A 24,323-nucleotide genomic window follows, 5' to 3' on the forward strand; every position below is an offset into this window, starting at 1 on the left:
AAGATGGAAAAATAGGGCTGACATCACAACTGACAACAGATAATAATTTAAAAGGAACAGTGGCATGAGCACGAACGCAATTCGAGTGCAGGTGGGGCCTGCCAACTATTTCTCTTTTCCTGGCGCCATTGATAAATTGAGTGAGTTTTATCCTCAAGCAATATTGGATAACGCCCTGTGGATCTATGGCGAGCGCGCGTTAGCTGCCGCCAGCGATTATTTACCCGCGGCATTCCACGGCCCACAGGCGGTGCGGGCGGTATTTTCCACTCATTGCAGTGAATCTACCGTCGCAAATTTAGTGCAACAGGCGGGCAATGACCGGCAGGTAGTGATTGGTATTGGCGGTGGAGCTGTGTTGGATACGGCAAAAGTGGTCGCGCGAAAACTGGGCGTACCGCTGGTGGCTATTCCTACTATTGCGGCAACCTGTGCGGCCTGGACGCCACTTTCGGTCTGGTATAATGATGCCGGACAGGCGCTGAATTTTGAGATATTCCAAGATGCCAACCATTTGGTGTTAGTCGAACCGCGCATCATTTTGGCTGCACCGGCGGAATATCTGCTGGCAGGAATTGGCGATACTTTAGCGAAATGGTACGAGGCGGTAGTGCTTAGCCCGCAGCCAGAAACATTATCCCTGACTGTCCGCTTGGGTTTACAGGCCGCGCTGGATATTCGTAATGTGCTGTTAAACCAAAGCGAGGCCGCGTTACTGGCAGTTAAGCAAGGTGAGTTGACGCAAGATTTTCTTGATGTGGTGGACGCCATTATTGCCGGTGGTGGCATGGTGGGGGGATTGGGCGAGCGTTATACCCGGGTTGCCGCCGCTCATGCGGTACACAATGGCCTGACATTGCTGCCGCAGACGGAGCACTTCCTGCATGGTACTAAAGTCGCTTACGGGATCTTGGTGCAAACCGCCTTGTTAGAGCAGGACGATGCATTGAAATCGCTGATTGTTGCCTTTAATAAATTAGGTTTACCGACAAATCTGGCTGCGCTGGATATTGATATTAATGACCGTGATGCTATTGAACGTGTAATTAGTCGGATTCTTAAGCCGGGGGAGTCAATCCATTACCTGCCTGTTGTGTTGAATGCAGACAAAATGTGGGCAGCGATTGAGCGGGTAGAAATAGCGGCTCAGCACTGATAGAGCGCGGAATGCCTGTTTAGATCAACATAGAATAATATTATTGTTTCAAGCGCCTTAACACCTTGTTTTTTGCTCTCAAGTTAGGGCAAAATACGCCCCATGCAATAACCGACGTTTAAACGCGTCGGTTATTTTTTTGCATTCATGTTTCACAAATAAAGAGGCCGGACATCGATCCGGATAGATAAACAGGTCTGCGAGCGATTATTCACATACGAAAATCGCCGTTATGAGGAAAGAACGATGGGGCAATTATTTATACTGGCACCGGTGCCCACCGGTATGCGCTGCACATGCAGCGATTATGGCGCAACAAGTATGGCAAATACTCGTTACACCGCTCTGATTTCCCCACTTACGTATCCCAGGCAGATACGAAGTTTCCCCGTCACCTCTAACCTGCGAGCTACACTTGCAACTTGGGTTAAAGGTATGGGGAGGCTGAATCATGACGCATAATGCTAATGTTGCAGTTGGCACCAACCAAACTGGCGCAAATAACCGTGTTCAACTCAGAAAAACACTGACGCTGGTGCAGGTGGTGATGATGGGTCTGGCTTATTTACAGCCGATGACCATTTTCGATACTTTTGGCATTGTATCCGGCCTGACCGATGGTCATGTCGCGACCTCTTACGCCATTGCATTGATTGCGGTGCTGTTCACTGCTATCAGCTATGGCAAATTGGTGAAACGCTTCCCGTCTGCGGGATCGGCCTATACCTACGCCCAGAAATCCATTAGCCCGAATGTTGGCTTTATGGTGGGTTGGTCATCACTGCTGGACTACTTGTTCATGCCGATGATTAATATTCTGTTGGCTAAAATTTATCTCGAAGCCATTTTCCCTGGAGTGCCATCGTGGATTTTTGTCGGGGCGCTGGTCACCCTGATGACGCTGTTTAACTTGCGTGGCATCAACGTGGTTGCCAACTTGAACTCGGTGATTGTGGTGGTTCAGGTCGCTATCATGGTGCTCTTCATGGGGCTGCTGATTCATGGCGTTTATCAGGGCGAAGGGGCGGGTACATTAGTTAGCCCACGTCCGTTCTATTCTGAAAATGCGCATTTGGTGCCGATGATAACCGGGGCGACAATACTGTGCTTCTCTTTCCTCGGCTTCGATGGCATCAGCTCGCTGTCAGAAGAAACACCGAATGCCGGTAAAGTTATCCCGAAAGCCATTTTCTTGACGGCATTAATTGGCGGGGTAATCTTTATTCTGGTGTCTTACTTCCTGCAGCTTTATTTCCCGGATATCTCGCGCTTTAGCGATCCTGATGCATCGCAGCCGGAAATCATGCTGTTTGTGGCAGGTAAATTCTTCCAGTCAGTCATTTTGTGCTTCTCCTGTGTCACGGTATTGGCATCAGGTATGGCGGCGCATGCCGGTGTTTCGCGCTTATTGTATGTGATGGGCCGCGACGGGGTATTCCCAGAGAAATTGTTTGGTTACGTGCATCCTAAATGGCGGACTCCGGCACTCAACGTATTGTTGGTCGGATGCGTAGCATTATCTGCTATTTCGTTTGATTTGGTGACGGCGACAGCATTGATTAACTTTGGGGCGCTGGTGGCGTTTACCTTTGTTAACCTGTCTGTGATTTCACAGTTCTATATTCGTGAGCGCCGTAACCGCACGTTCAAAGATAATTTCAGTTACCTGGTGCTGCCAATGATTGGTGCAGGCACGGTGGGTGTGCTGTGGATGAATCTGGAAAGCAGTTCAATGACGTTGGGTTTGGTGTGGGGGGCAATCGGCCTGTTGTATATGGTCTGGAAAACCCGCGCTTTCCGTCAGGCTTTGCCACAATTTAATGGCGAGCTGGCGCAATAACAGTATTGGATATTTTGTTATCGCTGACATGAAAAACGGAGCCAAATGGCTCCGTTTTCTTTAGGTTTATAGTACCTGCCGATGTTAACTCACCAAGCCCCTGGCATACTCAAACAAGGCTTTTAGCAATGCCAACTTCTCTTTATCGTCCTCATACTGGTTGTAAAATTGCTCCAGTTGCAGTACGTAGTCTTGCACTCTTTCGGGGTTAAGGGCTTCGCGGCGATGCTCTAACCAGCGCTGTTGCTCACTGTCAGTCAGGGTGTTCGGATAATTACGGGCGCGGAAGCGAAATAGCAATGGCTCCAGCCGTGGGTCTTGAAAGGTGAGATCCAGCGCCGGTAGATTTTGCGGCTCTGTTTGCAAAATAATTTTCATGGTGGCGCGGTCAGCATCACTGAAAAAACCGTTATATAACTGGGCATCTACATCATCAGAAACAGCAAAAGGCTCGGCTTCTGCAAAGAGCGCCACGACTTTTTCACGTATTTGCGGATTTTGTCGTAACAATTGCAGATTTTCCAAACAGCGCTGACGGTCAATACCCAACCGCTCGGCATTCTCTGCCAGCAGTGTTTTGGCGGGAGCCAGTACCGGGCATTTATTGATATGCACCAGTTTCAGTGGCACTGCGGCCTCTTGCGCATTGAGTTTATCGCGGCGGGTATACAGCCGCTCGCGCAATGCATCACTGTCCAGCTCCAGCAACGGCGACATATCTCCGGCCAGATCACACATAATCACCGCATTTTTATTGTCAGGATGCCATGCCAGCGGGGCCACCCAACTGGTATTACCCCGCGCGGCACCAAACATGCCGGAGACATGCACCAGTGGCGTCATATTGGCGATATCAATTAATGCATTTATTTTATGCTTGCTGCGATGCTGATAAAGATAGTCAAACAACCGTGGCTGGGCCTGCTTGACTAACTTTGCCATGGCGATGGTGGCATGCACATCAGACATGGCATCATGGGCTTGCAAGTGCTCGACACCATTGGCTTTAGTCAAATGTTCCAGTTTGAAACTTGGCAAGCCATCCTCATTTTCCGGCCAGACAATACCTGCCGGGCGCAGGGCATAACAGGCGCGCATCACATCGAGTAAGTCCCAACGAGAATTCCCCCCTTGCCAGCTATAGGCGTAAGGGTCATAGAAATTGCGATAGAAAATATTGCGGCTAACTTCATCATCAAAGCGAATATTATTGTAGCCAAGAATACAGGTGCCAGGCACATTGAAGGCCTGATGGATTTGGCGGGCAAACTCGGCTTCATTGACCCCGTTGGCCAAAGCATGTTGCGGGGTTATCCCCGTAATCATCACGGCTTCGGGCTGTGGCAGATAGTCATCGGCGGGCGTGCAGTAAATCACCAGCGGCTCTTCAATAATATTGAAATCCAGATCGGTACGCACCCCGGCAAATTGCGCTGGCCTGTCCAGTGCCGGGCGTTGACCGAAAGTTTCATAATCGTGAACGTAGAAAGTTGGTTGCTTATTTTTATCTGACATTATTCGGTTTAACCCTTAATCCACTATGGTCATGTGTTATGACAGGCCTGTTTTGCCGGAGTTATCTTATCCGTAGCGACCCATGACGTCGGCCTGATAATACCATTTCAAGCGGGGTAGACGTAAAATTTGTCATGATTACTGGTTATTCCGGTTGCCTTTCAGCATGGCAGCTTGTTGGTTGCTCACCTTCCTTGGCCGAAAAATATTTATTTAGAAATAATTATGTTTACATATAAATGTGTCGATCTAATTAATATTTACCTGCCGTTTACTTAGGCGTTCATATAATTCGCTCACTGAAAATTATAGTGGGAATTATGGTGAAAACACTTCTATTAACGGGTGTCACAGGTTTTCTTGGTGGCGCAATTTTAGAAAAGTTATTGTTAGAGAACTCGGATTTTAATTATCTATTACTTGTGCGGGCGAACACACCGGAGCAGGGCGTGACTCGCATTAAAGAGAATCTCGCAAAGTTTTATTTACCTAATGCGCTGCTAAATAAAATCAATTCCAGCCATATTTTGTTAGGTGATTTAGCGGCTCCGGACAGCTTCATTAATGACCCACGGATTGATGGCGTGACCCATGTTATTAATTGCGCAGCGGTAGCATCATTTGGTAATAACCCATTAATCTGGAAGGTAAATGTTGACGGCACATTAGTCTTTGGTAAAAGAATGGCGCAAGTTGCCGGTTTACAAAGATTTGTTCACGTGGGCACTGCTATGTCTTGCACCCCGGATGCTGACTCGGTGGTCAGTGAGCGGGTCTTATCCGCAGCAGATGATGCTCATCTGGTGGAATATACTAAATCAAAGTCGGCTATTGAGCGCCTGTTGGCGGAGCAATGTCCAAACTTGCCATTGGTATTTGCTCGACCATCGATTGTGGTCGGACATACACGTTTAGGTTGCCAGCCTTCCAGCAGTATTTTCTGGGTATTCCGCATGGCATTAATGCTACGTAAGTTTATGTGCTCACTGGATGATTATATTGATGTCATCCCGGTTGATTATTGTGCAGATGCTTTGCTGTGTATTTTGCAGCATCCAAATTTACCAGAGAATATCTATCATATCTCTGCTGGAGAAACTGACAGTGTCAGTTTTGCTGAAATTGATCGGGCCATGTCTTTGGCGGCAAGACAGAAACCCGTGGGTACAGATTATTGCCAGGTAGAATACGGGGCATTGGTGCAGATGAGAAAGCAGCTCAAGAACATCTTTGGCCCCTGTAATGAGCGGTTAATGTTGAAAGCTATGCGGTTATACGGCTCTTTTGCCATGCTAAACGTGCGTTTTAGTAATGAGCGGCTGCGAAACTTGGGTATGCCACGGTCGCCGCGCTTCACTGATTATATTGCCTGTTGTGTGGAATCCAGTGCCGGTATGACTATCCAGCAGCAAATGGCGGTGGATTTTAAGTAAGTGGCTTTCGGTCTGGCTATGCCCTGCGAGAAAGTGCGTCACATGCTATTACTCCCGGCTACATTATGTGATTTTGACTACATTTCAATTTCATGGCAGCAGGTCATAATTCAGCTAGAATTAGCTTTATTATCTTGGGAGTAAATATGTTGTGCGCTTGAATAAAAAAATATCGCCATTTGAGAATCTGATTTATACCCATTACCGCATAACACACGCTTTACGTATTATGCTGGCGTTTGTCTTAACCTTCATGATTATTCGCTTATTGGCTGTGCCGGAAGGGACCTGGCCCCTGATCACTTTAGTGGTGGTAATGGGGCCAATATCTTATTGGGGTAATGTGTTTCCCCGAGCGATACAACGTATTTTCGGCACAGTCTTTGGCTCTATATCCGGCTTGATAGCCCTGTATCTTGAAACCTATTCCCTTACACTGATGCTGGTTTGGTGCGGCATCGTGATGTTTCTGTGTGGCTATCTTACGATGGGCAAGCACCCCTATATGGCCTTGCTGATTGGTATCACACTCGCGGTGGTGTGTGGTTCTGCGCCCGGGGATATGGATACGGCACTGTGGCGCAGTGGCGATGTTATTTTTGGTTCATTATTGGCGCTGGTTTTTACCAGTATTTATCCGCAACGCGCCTTTATTCAATGGCGTATGCAAATGAGTGATAATTTGCAGGCGATTAGCCATATATATGCCGCATATTTGTCGCCTAATGTCGTCGAGCGCCCGAGTTTAGAGCTTAAATTGAACGCGGCACTTAATCGCTCAGCAAAAATGCGCAGCCTTATTACCCCCTCCAGCAAAGAATCCCATATCAATAAAGATATTTTTGACTCGGTTCAAATATTAAGTCGCAATCTAATCTGTACCTTGGGATTGCTGGTCGATGCTTATTGGTCGTCACGAGAAAGTCATTTGGTTATGCTCAATGCTCCAGGGCTGCGGGATACGCAGCTGATGACGATTAACTGTTTAAATACATTAAGTCACGGTTTACGTGATGGCTCACCGGCGGGTGACAGTGCCGTGGCCGCTGAGCTAAAGAAAATTTCCAGCGAATTAAAATCACAACTGTTAGCTTTAAAGCAGGAGCAACAGATAGATACACCGGTTTATGGCTATGTTTGGCTGAGCATGGAATTGACCAAACAGCTTGAGGAGTTAGACAAGCTGATTAATATAACGCTGAGCAGATGATCAATTGGCGTTTAAGGCAGATGAAATTTCTGTCTGGCGGGTAAAGCAGGTAAGATATGCCAATGAATCTTGTCACCAGGTACGACAAAGCGGTATGGTGCAGGTTGCCTGGTCACCAGCAATTGAATTTGTGTAAAACTTAAGTGAAGGTGTAAAAATGGATAATGTAACTAAGCCGACTTTCCAGGACGTTTTGGAGTTTGTGCGTATGTTTCGTCGCAAAAATAAGTTGCAGCGTGAGATTGTTGATAACGAAAAGAAAATTCGTGATAACCAAAAACGCGTTCTGTTGCTCGATAACCTGAGTGATTACATTAAGCCAGGAATGAGCATTGAAGAGATTCAGGCCATTATCGCTGACATGCGTACCGCTTACGAAGATCGTGTTGATGAATACACCATCAAAAATGCGGATCTATCTAAAGAACGCCGTGAATTGTCGAAAAAACTGAAAGCGATGGGCGAAGTTAAGTAATTATTTACCCAATCGGATAGCCCATTCAGCGCTATTAGCAGAAAAGCTGGCATTAATTGCCAGCTTTTCTTTTGCCCAAAAATGGCGTTTGTTTGGTAGATTTGCGTGCCAATAAGTGCCGTTATTCCGTGAATCTCACGGCACCAAAATAGCCCTAATGAAAGGGCTGCTTTTAATCTACTGGTTTGATTTCTTTAAGAAACGAAGTGCTGGAATATTCACTCCTTTAATAAAGATAAAGGCCAGAAGCAACGCCCCCCAGAGTGCCATAGTGATATAGCTGCTCACGCCCATGATATTCAGCCCACTTTCCAGCATTTGCAGCAGGAACAGCGCCAGAACAATACCGAAAATCTTACCGAATCCACCATCGGGATTGACCCCACCCAGCACGGTCGCCAAAATAGTGATAAGCAATAGCGACTCACCATAAGAAGCTTTAGCCGAGTTCAGTTTTGACATCATCAACAGTGCAGCAACGGCGCATAACAGTGATGAAATCACATACACCCAAATGAGAGTGCGGCGCGTGTTAATACCGGAGAAATAGGTGGCTTTCTCATTGGAACCAGTGAGGTAAATCTGGCGACCCAGGGGAGTTTTGGCCAGAATTAGCCAGATAATAGCGGCTACGGCAATGAACAGATACAGCGGTAACGGAATGCCGAGAATGTAGCTGCGATCCAGTGCCAGCACATAATTCGGGAAGTTAGAAATAGCGGAGCCTCCGGAAATCAATATATTCACGCCTTTGAGCAAGGTCATGATGCCGAGTGTCGCCAGAATCGGGGATACCCGCACAATCGAAATCAGTACGCCGTTAATCAGGCCAACCACCAAGGCAACGCAGGCCCCGGCAAACAGCATTAATACCATTGAGCTGAAAGTCGGTTCCAACTGGGTACATACCCAAGCCATCACCAGTGCGCTGGCGTTAGAGGTGGCAATAATCGATAAATTAATCCCACCGGTCAGCATGGTGATTGCCATTGCTAAGGTTAATACCCCAGTAACAGGTATTTGCGAGGCGATGGATTGGAAATTAGCCGCAGACCAGAAGACTTGCGGGATTAGCACACTAAACACCCCAGCCACCAATACCAGCAGTGCCACTAACCAGCGCTCGGTTCTATCACGTTGAGTTGTTTTCGACATGATTATATTCCTACCTTATGACGTTGGCCCCAGGCCGTCAAACTGATGCTGATGACAATGACCAGGCCGATAACCACGGTATGCCAGTACGACGAAATTCCCAGCAAATTCAATCCATTCTGTAACACAGCCAGTAAAATTACCCCCAGCAATGTTCCGGTCAGAGTGCCGCGCCCGCCAACAATACTGGTGCCCCCCAAAACGACGGCCGCCAGCACGGTCAGCTCATAACCCAGCAGTGAATCGGGTGCTACCGTCAAGACGGTGTAGGACTGCACCACCCCGGCAATGCCGGACAAAAAGCCCATATAACCATAGACAAACAGTTGCAGCTTGAGAATGCTGAACCCCATGCGCGATGCAGCTTCCTGATTCCCCCCCAGGGCATAAATTTGGCGACCAATGCTGGTGCGTGTCATCAGTAGGGCGGTAACAATAATGGTGGCAAGTAAGGTTAAAATAGGGAGTGAAAGGCCGTAATCATAGCCATCAGCCGCGGTAAATGAGAATAACATCGGCCCATGCTCAAACCATTCTGGATAGGTATACAGCCAAATTCCCCGGCTGAAATACAGCAGTAATCCATAGAATATATTCAGCGTGGAAATGGTAATGATGATTGACGGGACGCGCAGCCGATTAACTAACAGCGCATTAATTAGCCCCAACAATAAGCCAATCCCCCCAGCCAGTGCGAATGCGACGGGGAAGTTGCCGCCAAATTTGACAATTAATGTCACCATGACATATTGCGAAATAATGGTCATGGCAGGGAATGAAATATCAATACCGCCAGAAATCAAGACGATAAATAAGCCACAGGCCAATATGGTCAACATGGCATAGTTATTTATCAGGTCGTAAATATTGGCGAGCGTTAAAAATTCTGGGCTGGTGAAAGCAAGATAAGTCGAAATAATCAATAAGGTGAAAGCCAGCATAACTTCATGACTTTTCAGTTTTTCTTTATTAAATAACCCCGATTTTCTGATATCAGGTTTATTGACGACATGGGGATTAGCCATTTACAACCTCCGCAATGGCTGCTTCGCTGCTGTTGCCCGGCAAGAATTCCTGCACCAATCGACCGGAATGCATGACTAAAACACGATGGCTATTAAAGTAAGCTTCATCAATCTCATCACAAACCATCAACACCGCGATCCCCCTGGCTGCCAGCACATTGATAATATTATAAATTCCGGCTTTATTAGCGATATCCACCCCGACGGTCGGGGAGTCTAAAATCAGTATTTGTGGGTCAGTTGCCAACCATTTAGCAATGGCAATGCGCTGTGCATTACCGCCGGATAAGGTGTTGACCGGTAAGTCACTATTACCAATTTTAATCGATAGGTGCTTAACCATATCCTCCACTAGCGTATCGACCCGCTCTGTGCGCGTCAGGTGGAAGGCATTTTTCAGCCGGTGTAATACCGTGGCACTGATATTATCGCGAATGGATTGCTCCATAATCAGCCCGGTGCTCATCCGGTCTTCGGAAACATACCCGATACCGGCTGCAATGGCCTCTCGGTTACTGGAAAAAATCATCGCTTTATCATTGATGCGAATAGTACCTGACTCCGGCATGGTTAAACCGAATAGGCTGAGACACAGCTCGGTGCGGCCAGAGCCAAGCAACCCCACGAGCGAGACAATTTCGCCGGGATGAAGGGTCAGGGAGATATTGTGATATTCGTTGCCGCGAGAAAGTTCTTCCACCGCCAATACCGGCGGGCGGGCGGCGCTATAAGGGGGTAATACCTGAAAATCAAATTTCATGCCGGTCATTAGCCAGGCCAGCCGCGCGTCATCTACCTCTGCGGCAGGATAGGTGCCGACCCAATCACCGTCTTTTAACACGGTAATGCGGTCTGAGATTTCCAACACTTCGCTCAATCGATGGCTAACAAAAACCACACAAATATTGCGTGACTTCAACTCATGCACCACCCGCAATAATCCATTCACTTCTTGTCGGGTGAGGGAGGCCGTCGGCTCGTCCATCACAATCAGGCGGGCATCCTGCGCCAACGCGCGGCAGATAGCCACTAACTGTTTTTGGGCGATAGGTAAATTTTCAACCAATTCATCCAGATCAAGATGGGCGTCAATACTATTGATTACCCGCTCGGCAGTCGCCCGCATCTGGCGTTTATTAACCCATAGATGATGGTGATAATGGTTCATGGCGATGTTCTCAGCCACGGTCAGATTGGGGAATAATGATAAATCCTGATAAATCACCTGAATCCCTAAGCGGACAGATTCTATGGGTGTCAGGGTAGAATAGGTTTTGCCATCAATGGTAATTGCGGCATCAATATCGGGTTGATAGACACCGGAGATAATCTTTATCAGTGTCGATTTGCCGCAACCGTTTTGTCCGGCAAGGCAATGAACCTCACCTGGCAGCAGGGTCATAGCCACTTTATTCAGCGCCTTAACGCCGTAAAAGGTTTTACTGATGTTTTCCAGGGTAATCAATGACGACATACAATTTCTCGCCCTAATTAGGTGTGACCTAACTCATTAAATAACCGAATAATACGCAGCACCAATGGCATCGTAGTAATGTCAATTGCAGGGATATATGCCATTGGGGGGATAGCGGCATGAGTCGCCGAAGTGCCCTTGGGTACATAAACCCGTCTGGCTCCTTGCTTATCGGCAGGTTTTCATTAGTGATAAAGCCGAACAGCAGATTCCGATTACAGAGCCGAATAGCGCATTCGGCTCTGTGGTAACACCAGGAATCAATACAGTGAATCTACGTTGTCTTTAGTCACTCGCAGCACATTATGGAACTGAATCAGGCGCTTATCCTGATCCACTTCGGCTTTACCTACCCCAGGGACATCCATGCCAGACTCGATTTTCTCGCCTTTCAGCACTTTGTCTGCAACTGCGGTCATCGCGTAACCGGCAGAGGCTGGGTCGTAGGTTACGCCCATGGTGATATCGCCACTTTTAATCAGGGAGGCGGCTTGAGATGGGATCATCATACCGAACACATGGACGTTGTTTTTCGCCCGTTTTTCTTTCACGGCACGGCCAGCACCAATCGGGCCTTGCGAACCGAAAGCAACAATACCTTTCAAATCGCTATGTGCTTTCATCAAATCCAATGTTGTGCGGCGCGAATCATCAATGCTCTCAGCAACTGGCATACGGCTGGTCACTTCAAACATTTCTGGATAGTGTTCTTTCTGATATTTAACAAACAAATCTGCCCACAGATTATGTTGTGGCACCGTCAGGCTACCAACATAAATGACATAACCGCCTTTGCCGCCCATCGCTTTCGCCATTTCTTCCACGTTATCTGCGGCGAATTTGGCGTTATCAATGATTTCGATATCCCAGTTAGCACTAGGTTGCCCCGGTGATTCATTGGTTAATACCACAATACCGGCATCACGGGCTTTCTTGAAAACCGGTTCCAGCACATCGGCATCATTAGGTACGATGCTGATAGCACTGACTTTTTTAGCAATTAAGTCGTCGATTATTTTAACTTGCTGTGGGGCATCGGTACTGGATGGGCCAACCTGATAGGCTTTGATATTCAGATCTTTACCGGCGCGTTCCACGCCTTCGCCCATACGGTTAAACCACGGCATGCCAGCGATTTTCGAGATATTGACGACTTCTACTTCTTGCGCCAGAGCACTGCCCGAGCACACCATCATGCTGAACACACTCGCTGCCAATAAGGTTTTCACACTCAATTTATTCATCTAAGGCTCCAAGAGCAGGTGTAGGTTGAGGTTATTGTTATGACTTTAGGTTCTGGTGTTATTATTCTGAACTTTGTATTACATGAGTTTTATTTATGTTTTTAAAAAAATGAAGATTTAACAGGAACACGATTTTACATCTGCACTACATTTCCTGTTACTGGACTCTAATACCCAGATAGCTATTTTCCCCATATCTATAAATGCTATTTACATGGACAAAATAGCTGCATTCCCTGTTTGTGATCGAAGTCATGGTTATGTGGGGTAAGGCAAAGATTTTTACATGAAAATGCCAAGTGGGAGAGAAATAGGAATGCAATTCACATGGACATTCTGGATGGGAAGATTCTTAAACTATCAATTGATAAATACGGCTAACTCTTGAATGCTAATACTACATAAAGCAGGATTGATAATTGTTGATTTTGATGGTTTGAAGCCAGATTATTATGTGTGGTATATAGCGTAAAAATGCAAAAAATAATCGCAAACACACGGCATAAATTATAAACCGTGCTATTTTCAGTTAAAGTAAAAATCAGTGGTAATTTATCAAGAATATTTTCACAGTAAATGGCACTTAATTAAAAATAGGCGATGCTTTACTGTTTGGTGATATTAATTTAAAGATAATTAATCCATTGATTTTATTGGCTTTTTAATTGGAAATTAAATAAAAAAAACCATTAAGCTGGTCGGTTGCTTTATATCCGAATCCAGCAATAGTGATGATAATGCACCCCGTTGAGCACCCTCGGTAACCTTTGCCTTGCTGGACTCATTGAGTGGGCAGGGCCGCAGTTCCCAGCCTTGAATCAACTCACTTCAGGGACTGGGCTGCGGGCTTCAGCCATGACTAAAAACCTGCTGCAAGGCGGTGACCAAATGCTGGTTATCTGCCGCGCTTTTAATCGCCACGCGGTAATGGTCGCGGGTCAAACCGGGGTAATTTGCACAATGGCGAATCAGAAGATGGTGCTGCAATAAGGCGGATTGTAGGTCGATTTCCGGTCTTAGGCAGCGCAGGAAAATATAGTTTGCCGTCCCTTGCCACACCTGTAATGCGGGAATATTACACAATTGCTGATATAACCATTGTTGCTGTTGTGCCAGCCATTGATGGGTTGCCTCAATATAAGGTCGGTCATCAAGAATAATCTCGCCCGCCAGCGCGGCAAATGCATTGATAGTCCAGGGTTCACGCTGTTGTTTCATTTGCCGGATACCGGTCAGATCGCCACTGAGCAGATAACCCAGCCGCAATCCCGGAATGGCGAAAAACTTGGTCAGCGAGCGCAGCACATACAGCCGCGGAAAATCGGCTAACTGCGGGACCAAACCCGGTGCTTGCGGCAGGAAATCGATAAAAGCTTCGTCAACAATTAAGGCAATTTGATGTTGATGACAACATTGAACAATAGCTTGTAGCAGGTCAGTATCTGGCATCAGGCCGGTTGGGTTATTGGGGGTCGCCAGAAACAGGCAATCTGGGCGCAGTTGTTCCAATACCTTCAACAGCCGTTCAGTGGGTTGATAACCTTCTGCTTCGCTCATCTCATAATCATGAATCTGGCAACCCACCCGTTGCAGGGCGCGGCGATATTCCGCAAATCCGGGGGTTAGCAGCAGGGCAGTGCGCGGTTGCAGATAATGCACGACAGCATAAATCAGTTCGGTCGCACCATTGCCTGCCATGATGTTTTCCGGCCCACAATGGTGGGCGTGGGCCAGCGCACTATGTAATTGACGATATTCAACGTCAGGGTAATGTTCAGCACGGGCCAAGTGTTCAACAATGGCGACCTTCAGGGAATCGGGCATTCCCAGGGGATTGATATTGGCACTGAAATCAATGATATTTGCTGCATCTGTCCCGATTTTCAGTGCCATTTCCAGCACATTCCCGCCATGTTCACTCATTGCTGTCTTACGCTCCCCGCTGGGTTATATCCCTATTTAATTTATGTGTTCAGGGTAGCATACCCTTCAGACTCTAAGTAGCAGGGTTATAAGTGGTTTCCTACAGATTTGTCGTCTGAATCACTCACATGCCGTTGGGCTTATTGTTATGTCAATAAAGCAGGTGTGGCAGATTATGTTCAACCAGGCCATTTTTCCTATCAAATATAAATCTTTGCGGTATTAGTCACTATTATCAAGAACAGTGTCGGGTAATGCCAATCCAGATTTGGGGAAATAGTGAGCAAAATATATCACTAGTTTTCGTGGTTAATTCAGAATTTTATTTCGAATGAGGATGTTGGCTGGCAGAATTCCAAGTATGTCATATAGTCATAATTGCTTATATGTGAACTTACAAGGAGTATTAAATGAAGTTATTAAAAAGCATTATCATTATCACCTCTCTGGTTTCATTCTCTGCACTGGCTGCACAGGAAATTACTAAGGAAGATGCAGCAAAATATACTAAGTCCGGCACCATCACTGTTACTGAAGACGGATTTACTATGTCAAAAGATGATCTCAGTAAAAAAGTGGATGAGAAAGGTGGGAAATATTATGTGATCACTTCTGAGCAAGGGCGTCAGGATCATAAAACCATCAATGCTGATATTTATCAATAAGTTAATTTTAGCATCTTAGGCCCTCTATCAAGGGCCTAATTTCTATGAAAAATGGCGATTTTTGATGTTAAATAAATTCGCTATATTTTCCTGTATATTCTTTCCCCTAATACTAAATTAATTCCCAATACTAAAATTCTTTACTAAATATATAATGTTGCCGTAATCAGGTAGGTATATTGCTCACTACTTATCCCTATTTATGAAGAGAATAAAGCTTAGATAAAATTGTCTCTGGCGTAGCTGTCATTAAACACATTTAGACGGAGTTGTAAGATTTTAGTCTGTGTCATAAACAAGATAAAACAGAGGTTTCTGTTGCAGCGTTTTTTGCATTCGATCTCATCTGGATAGCCGGTAGAGTAGGCCGGAATGCCAGCATCGTTACTGAACATTTCCAGTATTGCCAGAAATTAAGCGCTGTTATAATCCCACAGTTCTGCAAAGTATTCTGCCAGGCCTATTATCTGACACCATAAGTATTTCATTCATTTTTTTGGATGTGATGAAATTAATGGCACTTAGTGATCTAATATCAATTTGTTATGTTTTTCATTCATGTTTATTTATTTAAATATGAGACGGGCAATTGATTTTTTAACATTACTAATGACGATTTCTGTTATATCTTAAAAGTTAAATTTTAATGCAATTTATTGTTTTTACTCTATTTATATCTTTCATTTTGGCAGTTTCTTGCTGCGTTGTCACAAAAAAATCGCCGCCAATTAATGAAATTAACCATTTTTTATTTGTGGAAAAGAGTATATTAGCGCCAATCAAACTTAATAAGTCAGTTAACGTTACAACTGTGTAAATAAAGAGATAAATTATATAGCGAAATAGAAATCAAATAACAAAAGCTATTGTTTAGACAAAATCGGCCTTAGTTATACAGGGCCATAGTTATACCGGGCCATAGTTATACCGGGCCATAGTTATACCGGGTCTTAGCTAAACAATATAGTTACTGAAATGGTTATGTTATGCGCGATCCTCCAACTAAGAGGATAAAGCATAACTGGGAAGGGGGTGACAATCCCCCGCAGCCCCCGCTGCTGTGATGCTGACGACCCCGCTGAAACCACTGATCCACAGGATTGGGAAGGTGCGGGGGAGGATGACGCTAAGCCAGAAGACCTGCCAAATCAGTAAAAGATATTCAACTCCTTCGGTGGGAAGCGGGTTGTCATCAGATGCGCGCAGCGGTGACGTTGCACAAATGCATCTTTTTGACACCGCTTATCCCGCTCGAAATAGCGGGATTTTTTATGCAAGTGTCAGGCAAACAAGCCTTTATCATCGCGGGAACCAGCAGTGGGTGCGGTAAAACCACGGTGACACTGGGGATTCTGCGCGCGCTTCTCGCCCGTGGATTAGCTGTACAGCCGTTCAAAGTCGGGCCGGATTATCTGGATACCGGCTGGCATACGGCGGTCAGTGGGGTGACCTCGCGTAATCTTGATGCTTTTATGTTGCCGCCCGCCACCCTTAATGGGTTGTATAATCAGCATCTACGCCATGCCGATGTGGCAGTCATTGAAGGTGTCATGGGGCTGTATGACGGTTACGGCACTGACCCCGATTATTGCAGCAGTGCCGCTATGGCTAAACAGCTCGGCTGCCCGGTTATCTTATTGGTCGATGGTAAGGCGGTATCCACCTCGGTCGCCGCCACGGTACTGGGTTTTCGCCAGTTCGACCCCGAGCTGACTATTGCTGGCGTCATTGTTAACCGCGTCAATTCAGAAAATCACTATCAACTTCTCCGTCATGCCATTGAGCACTATTGCGGTATTCCCGTCTTGGGCCGGTTGCCCGTGATGGACAATGTGGCGTTGCCCTCGCGCCATTTAGGGTTGATTCCCGCCCAAGAACGCGGCGGTTCAAGCAGCAAACAGCCAGACAGCTCGCCGTGCTGGTTGCAGTTGGCGCAGCAGGTTGAAGAATTTATCGATCTGGACAGATTATTAGCCCTGACAGCTTGCACCGCACTGCCGGTGGGAACGCCTCCTGCATTGCCTTCTCGCGCGTTAGCCGACGGCCTGACACTGGCACTGGCCGAAGATGAAGCCTTCAATTTCTATTATCCCGACAATCTTGACCTGCTGGAGCAGGCCGGGGTTCGCATCCAGCGTTTTAGCCCACTGCATGACCGCCAGTTACCCCCCTGCCAGATGATTTATCTGGGGGGCGGTTATCCCGAAATGTATGGCGAAAAACTGGCGGCGAATACGGCGATGCGCGCGGCACTGCAACAGGCTCATCAGCAACAAATCCCACTGTACGGCGAATGCGGCGGCTTGATGTATTTGGGGGACGGTTTAACGGATGAAGGCGGGCAGCGCCACCCGATGGTGGGAATTCTGGCTGGCGAAAGCCGAATGGGAAAACGCCTAACCCGCTTTGGTTACTGTCAGGCCGAGGCCCGCGGCGACACCTTATTGGCAGCGCAAGGCGACATCCTGCGCGGTCATGAATTTCATTACTCCGATTTTACCAGCCCGCTGGCACCGGTATTTGACAGCAGCAAGTGGCGCGATGGCGAGGTTATCCAGCGCTGGCGCAGCGGTTATCAGGTGCAACGAACTCAGGCCAGTTATCTGCATATCCATTTTGCCCAGCGCCCCGGTTTATTGGACGGCTGGCTGCGTGCCGCGCGGAGCATGCTATGACCCTTGCGGCGTGGATGGTGGCTTTTTTGCTCGATAGCTGGCTTGGCGACCCGCCGCATTGGCCACATCCGGTGCGCTGGATTGGCAATCTGACCACCTTGCTGCAACGGGCTATTCGCGCCCGCTGCCACAGCGAGCGGGCGCTGAAGTGGGGCGGCGCTCTGTTGTGGCTGGCGGTGGTGGGGATAACCGGGTTTACCAGTTGGGGTTTCTTATGGCTGATGACGCAGATAAACCCGTGGCTCGGTTGGTTGGCGCAGGTGTGGATGATTTACACCTTGCTGGCGGGGCGCTGCCTGAGTGACGCGGCATTCTTGGTATATGAGGCATTACAGCAGGGTTCATTGGCGCAAAGCCGCGAAAAACTGTCATGGATTGTCGGGCGCGATACCTCGCAGCTGGAAAAACCGCAAATAACCCGTGCGGTGGTGGAAACCGTGGCTGAAAACAGTGTCGATGGGGTGATCGCGCCGCTGTTCTTCCTGCTACTGGGCGGTGCGCCGCTGGCAATGGCTTACAAAGCGGTCAATACCCTTGATTCAATGGTGGGATATAAAACACCGAAATACCGGGCAATCGGCTATGTCTCGGCGCGAATGGATGATGTGGCCAATTGGCTGCCCGCCCGTTTGAGCTGGTTGTTACTCACTGCCGCCGCCTGGTGGATTCGGGCGGATTACCGACAGGCGCTGCGCATCGGCTGGCGCGATCGTTATCAACATTCCAGCCCCAACTGTGCCTGGTCTGAAGCCACGGTGGCCGGTGCGCTGGGGATCCGCCTTGGCGGGCCGAATAATTACTTTGGTGAGCGGCTAGAAAAACCCTGGATTGGTGATGAGCGGCGCGAAGTGGCGCTAAGCGATATCCCGCGCAGCATCCAATTGATGCGCATTGCATCGTTTTTGGCCCTGTTACTTTTTGCCCTAATTCATCTGCTGCTGGTTGGCATTTAACAAGGATAACCTGATGAACTATATAAAAAATCCGCAAGAAATAGAGCAAAACAGTTTTGTCATTATTGGCGAGATTATTGCCAATGAGCGGCCTGATTATGTTTTTGCCAGTGAGATGCACGAAGCGGTCATCAAGCGGGTTATTCATACCACGGCAGATTTTGACTGGCTGGATATTCTGCATTTTTCGCCGCAGGTGCTGGCCCAGATTGCTGAAGGAATCGGCCGGGGTTGCACATTGTACACCGATACCACGATGGCGATGTCGGGCATCAATAAAACCCTATTAAAGCAAATGGGTTGTGAATGTCGCTGTTATATCAGTGACCCTCGAGTGGTGGCCAGTGCGCCAGAGCAGGGAATTACCCGTTCGATGGCGGCGGTAGATATTGCCTTGACGGAGCCGGGCGAAAAACTCTTTGTCTTTGGCAATGCGCCAACCGCGCTATTCCGTTTGCTGGAGCGGCAAGTGACACCTGTGGCGGTGATTGGCGTGCCAGTGGGGTTTGTGGGGGCGGCGGAATCAAAAGATGCGTTGGCAACCAGTAACTTACCTTGCATTGCTGCGCTCGGGCGCAAAGGCGGCAGCAATGTGGCAGCGGCCATTATCAACGCCATCCTCTATCAGTTACGGGGGCGTTATGCATAAGAATCTGGTCAATGAGGCGCTGTTTAGTGGCGATGCTGAGCTGCAAAACCAACAATTAGACAGCATTTGGCACAACGGCAAACAATACCGTAAAGGCTACACCACCGGCTCTTGTGCTACGGCTGGCGCTAAAGTTGCGGCGCTGATGGTGTTGCGCCAGCAGATTATTGACCAAATTTCTATTGTCACTCCCTCTGGCGTGACCTTGTGCTTGAATGTCGAGCAGCCGCTGATTGAAGGCCAACAGGCCACCGCGGCCATTCGCAAGGATGGCGGCGATGATGTCGATGCCACCCACGGCATGCTGATTTTCGCTCGAGTGACTCTCACGGAACAGACTGAAATTCACCTGCGCGGTGGCGAAGGGGTTGGCACCATCACCCGCAAAGGAATTGGCTTGCCGGTAGGCAGCTGCGCCATTAACCGCACCCCTCGCCAGACCATTGAAGCCGCAGTGCGCGAGGTCATCGGCCCATCACGCGGGGCCGACGTGGAAATCTTTGCGCCGGAAGGCGAGGAGCGGGCGAAAAAAACGTACAACGGGCGGTTGGGGATCCTGGGCGGTATTTCCATTATCGGCACCACCGGCATCGTGACGCCGATGTCGGAGGAGAGCTGGAAACGCTCGCTGGCGCTGGAGTTGGAAATGAAACGGGCCGCTGGCGAAGACCGCATTATTTTAGTGCCGGGTAATCACGGTGAGCGCTTTGTGCGTGACCATCTGGGGCTGGATGGGCAGCGGGTGGTCACCATGAGTAATTTTGTCGGCTACATGTTGCAAGAAACCTTACGGCTGGGTTTTCGCCACGTGGTGTTAGTCGGGCACCCCGGAAAATTGGTCAAAATTGCTGCCGGTATTTTCCACACCCATAGCCATATTGCCGACGGCCGCATGGAAACGCTGGTGGCCCACCTGGCACTGATGGGCGCACCACATTCATTATTACTTGAAGTTAATCAGTGTGATACCACCGAGGCGGCGATGGAGCTTATTGCCGAACAGGGCTGGCAGGCCGTGTATTCGCGTATTGCTGAGCGCATTTGCGAACGAATTGCCGAGCTGATGCGCTTCTCTGTTAACCCCCCTCAGTGTGATGCGGTTTTATTCTCATTTGATAATCAGGTGCTGGGAAGCAACCGGCCACTGGATAAAATTGTGGAGGCGCTCCGATGATTACTGTGGTGGGCATTGGCCCTGGCAATACCGAATATCTCACACCAAATGCGCTGCGGGCCATTGAACAGGCTGATGTGTTAGTCGGCGGCAAGCGGCATCTGGCTATATTTGGCGGCACCCGCACCGAGTCCCGCCCGCTGGATGCTGATCTGTTGGGATTATTGGAGTGGTTAGATAGCAATAAAAATCGCGCCATTGTGGTGCTGGCCTCTGGTGACCCTTTGCTGTTTGGCATTGGCAAATTACTGGCGACGAACTTCAGCGCTGAAGAATTGCAGATAGTCCCCGGCATCAGCGCCATTCAATATCTGTGTGCCAAAGTTTTGCTGGATATGAACGATATTTTTCTCACCAGCAGCCACGGGCGAGCCCCTGATTTTGACTGGATTTTCCAACACGACAAAGTGGCCATGGTGACCGACGCTATTATCGACCCGCGCGCCATTGCTGATGCTTTGCACCAACGCGGCCTGTCTCGCACCTTGATAATTGGTGAAAACCTCTCCCAGCCGAATGAACGTATTCACCGCCTGCCGGTAGCACAGGTGGCGGCCCGCTATGACATGAGTGTGGTGGTTATCCTCAATGAAAGATGAACTGTTCCTCCGTGGACAAAAAGTCCCGATGACCAAAGAAGCGGTGCGCGTGTTGGCACTGGAGCGCCTTGAGCTTACTGGTGCGGTTCATCTGATTGATGTGGGCGCAGGCACCGGCAGTGTGGCATTGGAAGCGGCGTTACGTTTTCCTGATTTACGAGTGACCGCCATTGAGCGCAACCCGGCGGCACTTGAGCTGATTGCTGAAAACCGCCAACGGCTAGGGTGCCACCGTGTGGATATCATCGCTGGCATTGCCCCATTGCCGCTACCAGACAAAGCCGATGCCATTTTTATTGGTGGCAGCGGTGGTCATTTAACCGAACTTATTGACTGGGCGCTCATGATGCTCAACCCCGGCGGGCGTCTGGTGCTGACCTTTATTTTGCTTAATAACCTGCATGATGCACTCGGGTATTTAGACGGGCTGGCTTATAAACCAACCCGCAGCATCAGCCAGTTGGACTGTGTGCAATTGCAGCTCTCCACTCTGACCCCTTTGGGCAGCGGACACTATTTTAAACCTAATAATCCTACTTATCTTATTTCCTGCCTCAAGGAGCCGTGCCATGTCTGAGTACCCTAACACTGTTTCACCCTCAGCCCCGCCAGTTTGGGATACGCAAAAAGTCTGGTTTGTTGGTGCCGGGCCGGGTGACAAAGAGCTGATTACGCTCAAAGGCTACCGCGTGTTGCAACAGGCGCAAGTGGTTATCTATGCCGGGTCACTTATCAATACCGAGCTGCTGGAATATTGCTCACCAGCAGCCCAATGCTATGACAGCGCTAGCTTGAATCTGGAGCAAATTATCCAACTGATGGTTGATGGCGTCCGTGCTGGCAAGTTAGTGGTGCGGCTACAAACTGGCGACCTCTCTTTGTACGGCTCGATTCGTGAACAGGGTGAAGTCTTGGGCGAACACGGCATTGGTTTTGTCTCGGTGCCGGGCGTCAGTGCTTTTCTGGGGGCTGCGGCGCAATTGGGAGTGGAATACACCGTGCCGGAAGTGGCGCAGAGCTTGATTATCACCCGCATTGAGGGGCGCACCCCGATGCCGCCACTGGAACAATTGGAGTCTTTTGCCGCTCATCAAACCTCGATGGCTATTTTCTTATCCGTGCAGGAAATGGACCGAGTTGCCGAGCGCTTAATCGCCGGCGGTTATCCGGCCACCACGCCGGTGGCGGTGGTGTACAAAGCCACTTGGGCTGAAAGCCGCACCGTGCGCGGCACTCTGGCGGATATCGCCGATTTGGTACGAGCGGCCAGCATTCATAAAACCGCATTGATTCTGGTGGGGGCCTTCTTGGGTGATGAATACCATTACTCCAAACTTTATGACGCAGGATTCAGTCATGAATATCGCCAAGCCTGAATCGGTCGCGGTTTTTTGCCTGACCCCCGGCGGGGTGCGGTTAGCACGGCGTTTGCTATCCCATGTGCCGCTGACCTGTTTTACCAGTGACAAGCTGGTGGAACCGGGCTTTCTGCCATTCGATGGCAGTTTTGTCAACACCGTGCACAAGGCGTTTAAACAGTATTCGGCATTGGTGGTAATAGGGGCGATTGGCCTGACGGTGCGGGTGATTGCGCCACTGGTGAATGACAAAATGTCCGATCCTGCAGTGGTGGTTATAGATGAGCGCGGGCAGCACGCTATCAGTTTGCTGTCAGGTCACGTGGGGGGCGCTAACAAGCTAACCCGCATTCTGGCAGGGATTTTGGGCGCAGATCCCGTGATAACCACTGCCACGGATGTTAATGACATGGCGGCATTGGACACATTAGCAACCCAGTTAGATGCCGAAATGCAGGATTTTCGCCACGCGGTCAAAGTGGTTAATCAGCTGTTGGTTAGCCAGCAAAAAGTCGGGTTGTGGTGGGATGCGCCATTTTTGGCTGAGAGTGAGCGCTGTGACACCCAGGGTTTTGTGCCGGTAAAGTGTTTAGATGCCTTGCCGCAACTGGATGCATTAGTGTGCGTCACTCTGCGCGACCGCCTGCCACTGATAGCCGATAACCTGTTGCCATTCCCTGTTTACAAGCTGGTACCCCGCCGGGTGGTGGCGGGTATTGGTTGTCGCCGCGCCACGCCATTGCAAACGTTAGTTGAATTGCTGCAACAGCAACTGGCTGAAAATCATTTTGATTTCTTGGCGTTACGGGCTATTGGCAGTGTCAGCATCAAAAAAGACGAACCGGCGCTACACCAGTTAGCTCGGTGCTGGCGGGTGCCATTTGAACTGTTCAGTGTTGGCGAATTAAGCCGCCATGAGCAACGTTTTCCTGCTTCTGACTTTGTCCGCCAAACGGTGGGTGTCGGCAGCGTTTCACAACCGGTCGCCTGGCTGATGAGCGACGGTAAATTGGTTGGCAATACCCTGCGTCAGCGGGGCGTCACCATCACTCTGGGAGTATCGTATTAATGTTAACCGTGATTGGCATTGGGCCGGGCAGTGAATCGATGATGACGCAGGAAGCCATTGCGGCAATTCGCGAGGCAGAAATTATTGTCGGTTATAAAACTTATACCCATCTGGTAAAGCCCCTGACCGGGGATAAACAAGTGATTAAAACCGGCATGTGCAAAGAAATTGAGCGCTGCCAAACCGCAATTGACTTGGCATTGGCCGGGCATAAGGTGGCGCTTATCAGTAGCGGTGATGCGGGTATTTACGGCATGGCCGGGTTGGTGTTGGAGCTGGTTACCCAGCAACAGTTGGACTTGGAAGTGCGGCTGGTCGCCGGGATAACCGCCAGTATTGCGGCGGCATCGTTACTCGGCGCACCGCTGATGCATGATTTTTGTCATATCAGTCTCAGTGATTTGATGACGCCGTGGGCGGTGATTGAAAAACGCATTATTGCTGCGGCCCAGGCTGATTTTGTTATCTGCTTCTACAACCCGCGCAGTCATGGGCGGGAAGGGCATTTGGCGCGCGCGTTTGAGTTGATGCAGCCGTGGAAGAAAGCCACCACACCGGTCGGCGTCGTGAAAGCGGCGGGCCGTAAAAAACAGGAAAAATGGCTAACTACTTTGGGTGAAATGGATTACGCGCCGGTCGATATGACCAGTTTGGTGATTGTCGGTAATCAGGCCACCTATTGCCGTGACGGGTTGATGATAACGCCTCGGGGTTATTCATTATGACCGCCA

General features: G+C 48.9%; 22 protein-coding genes and 1 riboswitch. Of the genes, 16 read left to right on the top strand and 6 right to left on the bottom strand.

Going from position 1 to position 24,323, the window contains the following annotated elements; all coding sequences use genetic code 11:
• The first annotated feature begins 64 nt into the window (after positions 1-64).
• The 3 genes from YROHD0001_RS14125 (at position 65) to YROHD0001_RS14120 (ending at position 2,996) form a co-directional block, all read left to right on the top strand.
• Positions 65-1,156: an oxidoreductase gene (locus tag YROHD0001_RS14125; protein ID WP_032816148.1), complete on the top strand. Its 1,092-nt coding sequence runs from the start codon at positions 65-67 to the stop codon at positions 1,154-1,156.
• A 246-nt stretch (positions 1,157-1,402) separates the two neighbouring features.
• Positions 1,403-1,618, top strand: coding sequence for a hypothetical protein (locus YROHD0001_RS20890; protein ID WP_032816149.1), 216 nt, complete (start codon positions 1,403-1,405; stop codon positions 1,616-1,618).
• Complete coding sequence (locus YROHD0001_RS14120; protein WP_004713556.1) at positions 1,608-2,996, top strand: APC family permease; 1,389 nt, start codon at positions 1,608-1,610, stop codon at positions 2,994-2,996. Before YROHD0001_RS20890 ends, YROHD0001_RS14120 begins: the two co-directional genes overlap by 11 nt.
• Before the next feature lie 84 nt (positions 2,997-3,080).
• Here the strand turns inward: YROHD0001_RS14120 and sbcB are convergent, their stop codons facing one another.
• Complete coding sequence (gene sbcB, locus YROHD0001_RS14115) at positions 3,081-4,511, bottom strand: exodeoxyribonuclease I (RefSeq protein ID WP_004713557.1); 1,431 nt, start codon at positions 4,509-4,511, stop codon at positions 3,081-3,083.
• 323 nt (positions 4,512-4,834) lie between these two features.
• Here sbcB and YROHD0001_RS14110 point away from each other — a divergent pair, with 323 nt between their 5' ends.
• The 3 genes from YROHD0001_RS14110 to tmaR all read left to right on the top strand — a co-directional run bounded on the left by YROHD0001_RS14110 (position 4,835) and on the right by tmaR (position 7,629).
• The gene (locus YROHD0001_RS14110; protein WP_032816200.1) at positions 4,835-5,944 is read left to right on the top strand and encodes an SDR family oxidoreductase; all 1,110 of its coding nucleotides are present in this window, start codon (positions 4,835-4,837) and stop codon (positions 5,942-5,944) included.
• Positions 5,945-6,095: 151 nt separating this feature from the next.
• Positions 6,096-7,154 (top strand): FUSC family protein, encoded by a 1,059-nt coding sequence (locus YROHD0001_RS14105; RefSeq protein WP_004713559.1) that lies wholly within the window; start codon positions 6,096-6,098, stop codon positions 7,152-7,154.
• Positions 7,155-7,311: 157 nt separating this feature from the next.
• Entirely contained in the window at positions 7,312-7,629 is a 318-nt protein-coding gene (gene tmaR / locus YROHD0001_RS14100; protein WP_004713560.1) for a PTS system regulator TmaR, read from the top strand.
• A gap of 177 nt (positions 7,630-7,806) precedes the next feature.
• On the opposite strand, the gene YROHD0001_RS14095 is transcribed toward tmaR, so the two are convergent.
• From YROHD0001_RS14095 to cobD, 5 genes are all read right to left on the bottom strand, one after another.
• Positions 7,807-8,784: an ABC transporter permease gene (locus YROHD0001_RS14095; protein WP_004713561.1), complete on the bottom strand. Its 978-nt coding sequence runs from the start codon at positions 8,782-8,784 to the stop codon at positions 7,807-7,809.
• Between the two features lie 2 nt (positions 8,785-8,786).
• A complete protein-coding gene (locus YROHD0001_RS14090) occupies positions 8,787-9,809 on the bottom strand; it encodes an ABC transporter permease (protein ID WP_072086947.1) in 1,023 nt (340 codons plus the stop codon).
• The gene (locus tag YROHD0001_RS14085; RefSeq protein ID WP_004713563.1) at positions 9,802-11,283 is read right to left on the bottom strand and encodes a sugar ABC transporter ATP-binding protein; all 1,482 of its coding nucleotides are present in this window, start codon (positions 11,281-11,283) and stop codon (positions 9,802-9,804) included. The genes YROHD0001_RS14090 and YROHD0001_RS14085 overlap by 8 nt, the downstream gene beginning before the upstream one ends.
• A gap of 260 nt (positions 11,284-11,543) precedes the next feature.
• Positions 11,544-12,479: an autoinducer 2 ABC transporter substrate-binding protein gene (locus YROHD0001_RS14080; RefSeq protein ID WP_231572897.1), complete on the bottom strand. Its 936-nt coding sequence runs from the start codon at positions 12,477-12,479 to the stop codon at positions 11,544-11,546.
• An 897-nt stretch (positions 12,480-13,376) separates the two neighbouring features.
• Positions 13,377-14,450, bottom strand: a complete 1,074-nt coding sequence (gene cobD, locus YROHD0001_RS14075; RefSeq protein WP_004713565.1) for a threonine-phosphate decarboxylase CobD — start codon at positions 14,448-14,450, stop codon at positions 13,377-13,379.
• A gap of 410 nt (positions 14,451-14,860) precedes the next feature.
• Here cobD and YROHD0001_RS14070 point away from each other — a divergent pair, with 410 nt between their 5' ends.
• The 10 genes from YROHD0001_RS14070 to YROHD0001_RS0117360 all read left to right on the top strand — a co-directional run bounded on the left by YROHD0001_RS14070 (position 14,861) and on the right by YROHD0001_RS0117360 (position 24,317).
• The gene (locus YROHD0001_RS14070) at positions 14,861-15,115 is read left to right on the top strand and encodes a YdgH/BhsA/McbA family protein (RefSeq protein WP_004713566.1); all 255 of its coding nucleotides are present in this window, start codon (positions 14,861-14,863) and stop codon (positions 15,113-15,115) included.
• Between the two features lie 959 nt (positions 15,116-16,074).
• A riboswitch (cobalamin riboswitch) is annotated at positions 16,075-16,277 on the top strand.
• A gap of 109 nt (positions 16,278-16,386) precedes the next feature.
• A complete protein-coding gene (locus YROHD0001_RS14065; RefSeq protein ID WP_004713569.1) occupies positions 16,387-17,790 on the top strand; it encodes a cobyrinic acid a,c-diamide synthase CobB in 1,404 nt (467 codons plus the stop codon).
• Entirely contained in the window at positions 17,787-18,743 is a 957-nt protein-coding gene (gene cbiB / locus YROHD0001_RS14060; protein WP_032816152.1) for an adenosylcobinamide-phosphate synthase CbiB, read from the top strand. Before YROHD0001_RS14065 ends, cbiB begins: the two co-directional genes overlap by 4 nt.
• 13 nt (positions 18,744-18,756) lie before the next feature.
• Positions 18,757-19,392 carry a cobalt-precorrin-8 methylmutase gene (locus YROHD0001_RS14055; RefSeq protein ID WP_004713571.1) on the top strand — a complete coding sequence of 212 codons (636 nt, stop codon included), beginning with the start codon at positions 18,757-18,759 and terminating at the stop codon, positions 19,390-19,392.
• Positions 19,385-20,566, top strand: coding sequence for a cobalt-precorrin-5B (C(1))-methyltransferase CbiD (gene cbiD / locus YROHD0001_RS14050; RefSeq protein ID WP_032816153.1), 1,182 nt, complete (start codon positions 19,385-19,387; stop codon positions 20,564-20,566). Before YROHD0001_RS14055 ends, cbiD begins: the two co-directional genes overlap by 8 nt.
• Positions 20,563-21,165 (top strand): cobalt-precorrin-7 (C(5))-methyltransferase, encoded by a 603-nt coding sequence (locus YROHD0001_RS14045; RefSeq protein ID WP_032816155.1) that lies wholly within the window; start codon positions 20,563-20,565, stop codon positions 21,163-21,165. The genes cbiD and YROHD0001_RS14045 overlap by 4 nt, the downstream gene beginning before the upstream one ends.
• A complete protein-coding gene (locus tag YROHD0001_RS14040) occupies positions 21,155-21,742 on the top strand; it encodes a decarboxylating cobalt-precorrin-6B (C(15))-methyltransferase (protein ID WP_032816158.1) in 588 nt (195 codons plus the stop codon). The genes YROHD0001_RS14045 and YROHD0001_RS14040 overlap by 11 nt, the downstream gene beginning before the upstream one ends.
• Positions 21,735-22,541: a cobalt-precorrin-4 methyltransferase gene (locus tag YROHD0001_RS14035; protein ID WP_032816160.1), complete on the top strand. Its 807-nt coding sequence runs from the start codon at positions 21,735-21,737 to the stop codon at positions 22,539-22,541. Before YROHD0001_RS14040 ends, YROHD0001_RS14035 begins: the two co-directional genes overlap by 8 nt.
• Positions 22,522-23,592, top strand: coding sequence for a cobalt-precorrin 5A hydrolase (cbiG, locus tag YROHD0001_RS14030; protein ID WP_032816162.1), 1,071 nt, complete (start codon positions 22,522-22,524; stop codon positions 23,590-23,592). Before YROHD0001_RS14035 ends, cbiG begins: the two co-directional genes overlap by 20 nt.
• A complete protein-coding gene (locus YROHD0001_RS0117360; protein WP_032816164.1) occupies positions 23,592-24,317 on the top strand; it encodes a precorrin-3B C(17)-methyltransferase in 726 nt (241 codons plus the stop codon). The genes cbiG and YROHD0001_RS0117360 overlap by 1 nt, the downstream gene beginning before the upstream one ends.
• Positions 24,318-24,323 lie beyond the last annotated feature (6 nt).

The sequence above is a fragment of the Yersinia rohdei ATCC 43380 genome (assembly GCF_000173775.1).
Taxonomy (GTDB): Bacteria; Pseudomonadota; Gammaproteobacteria; order Enterobacterales; family Enterobacteriaceae; genus Yersinia; species Yersinia rohdei.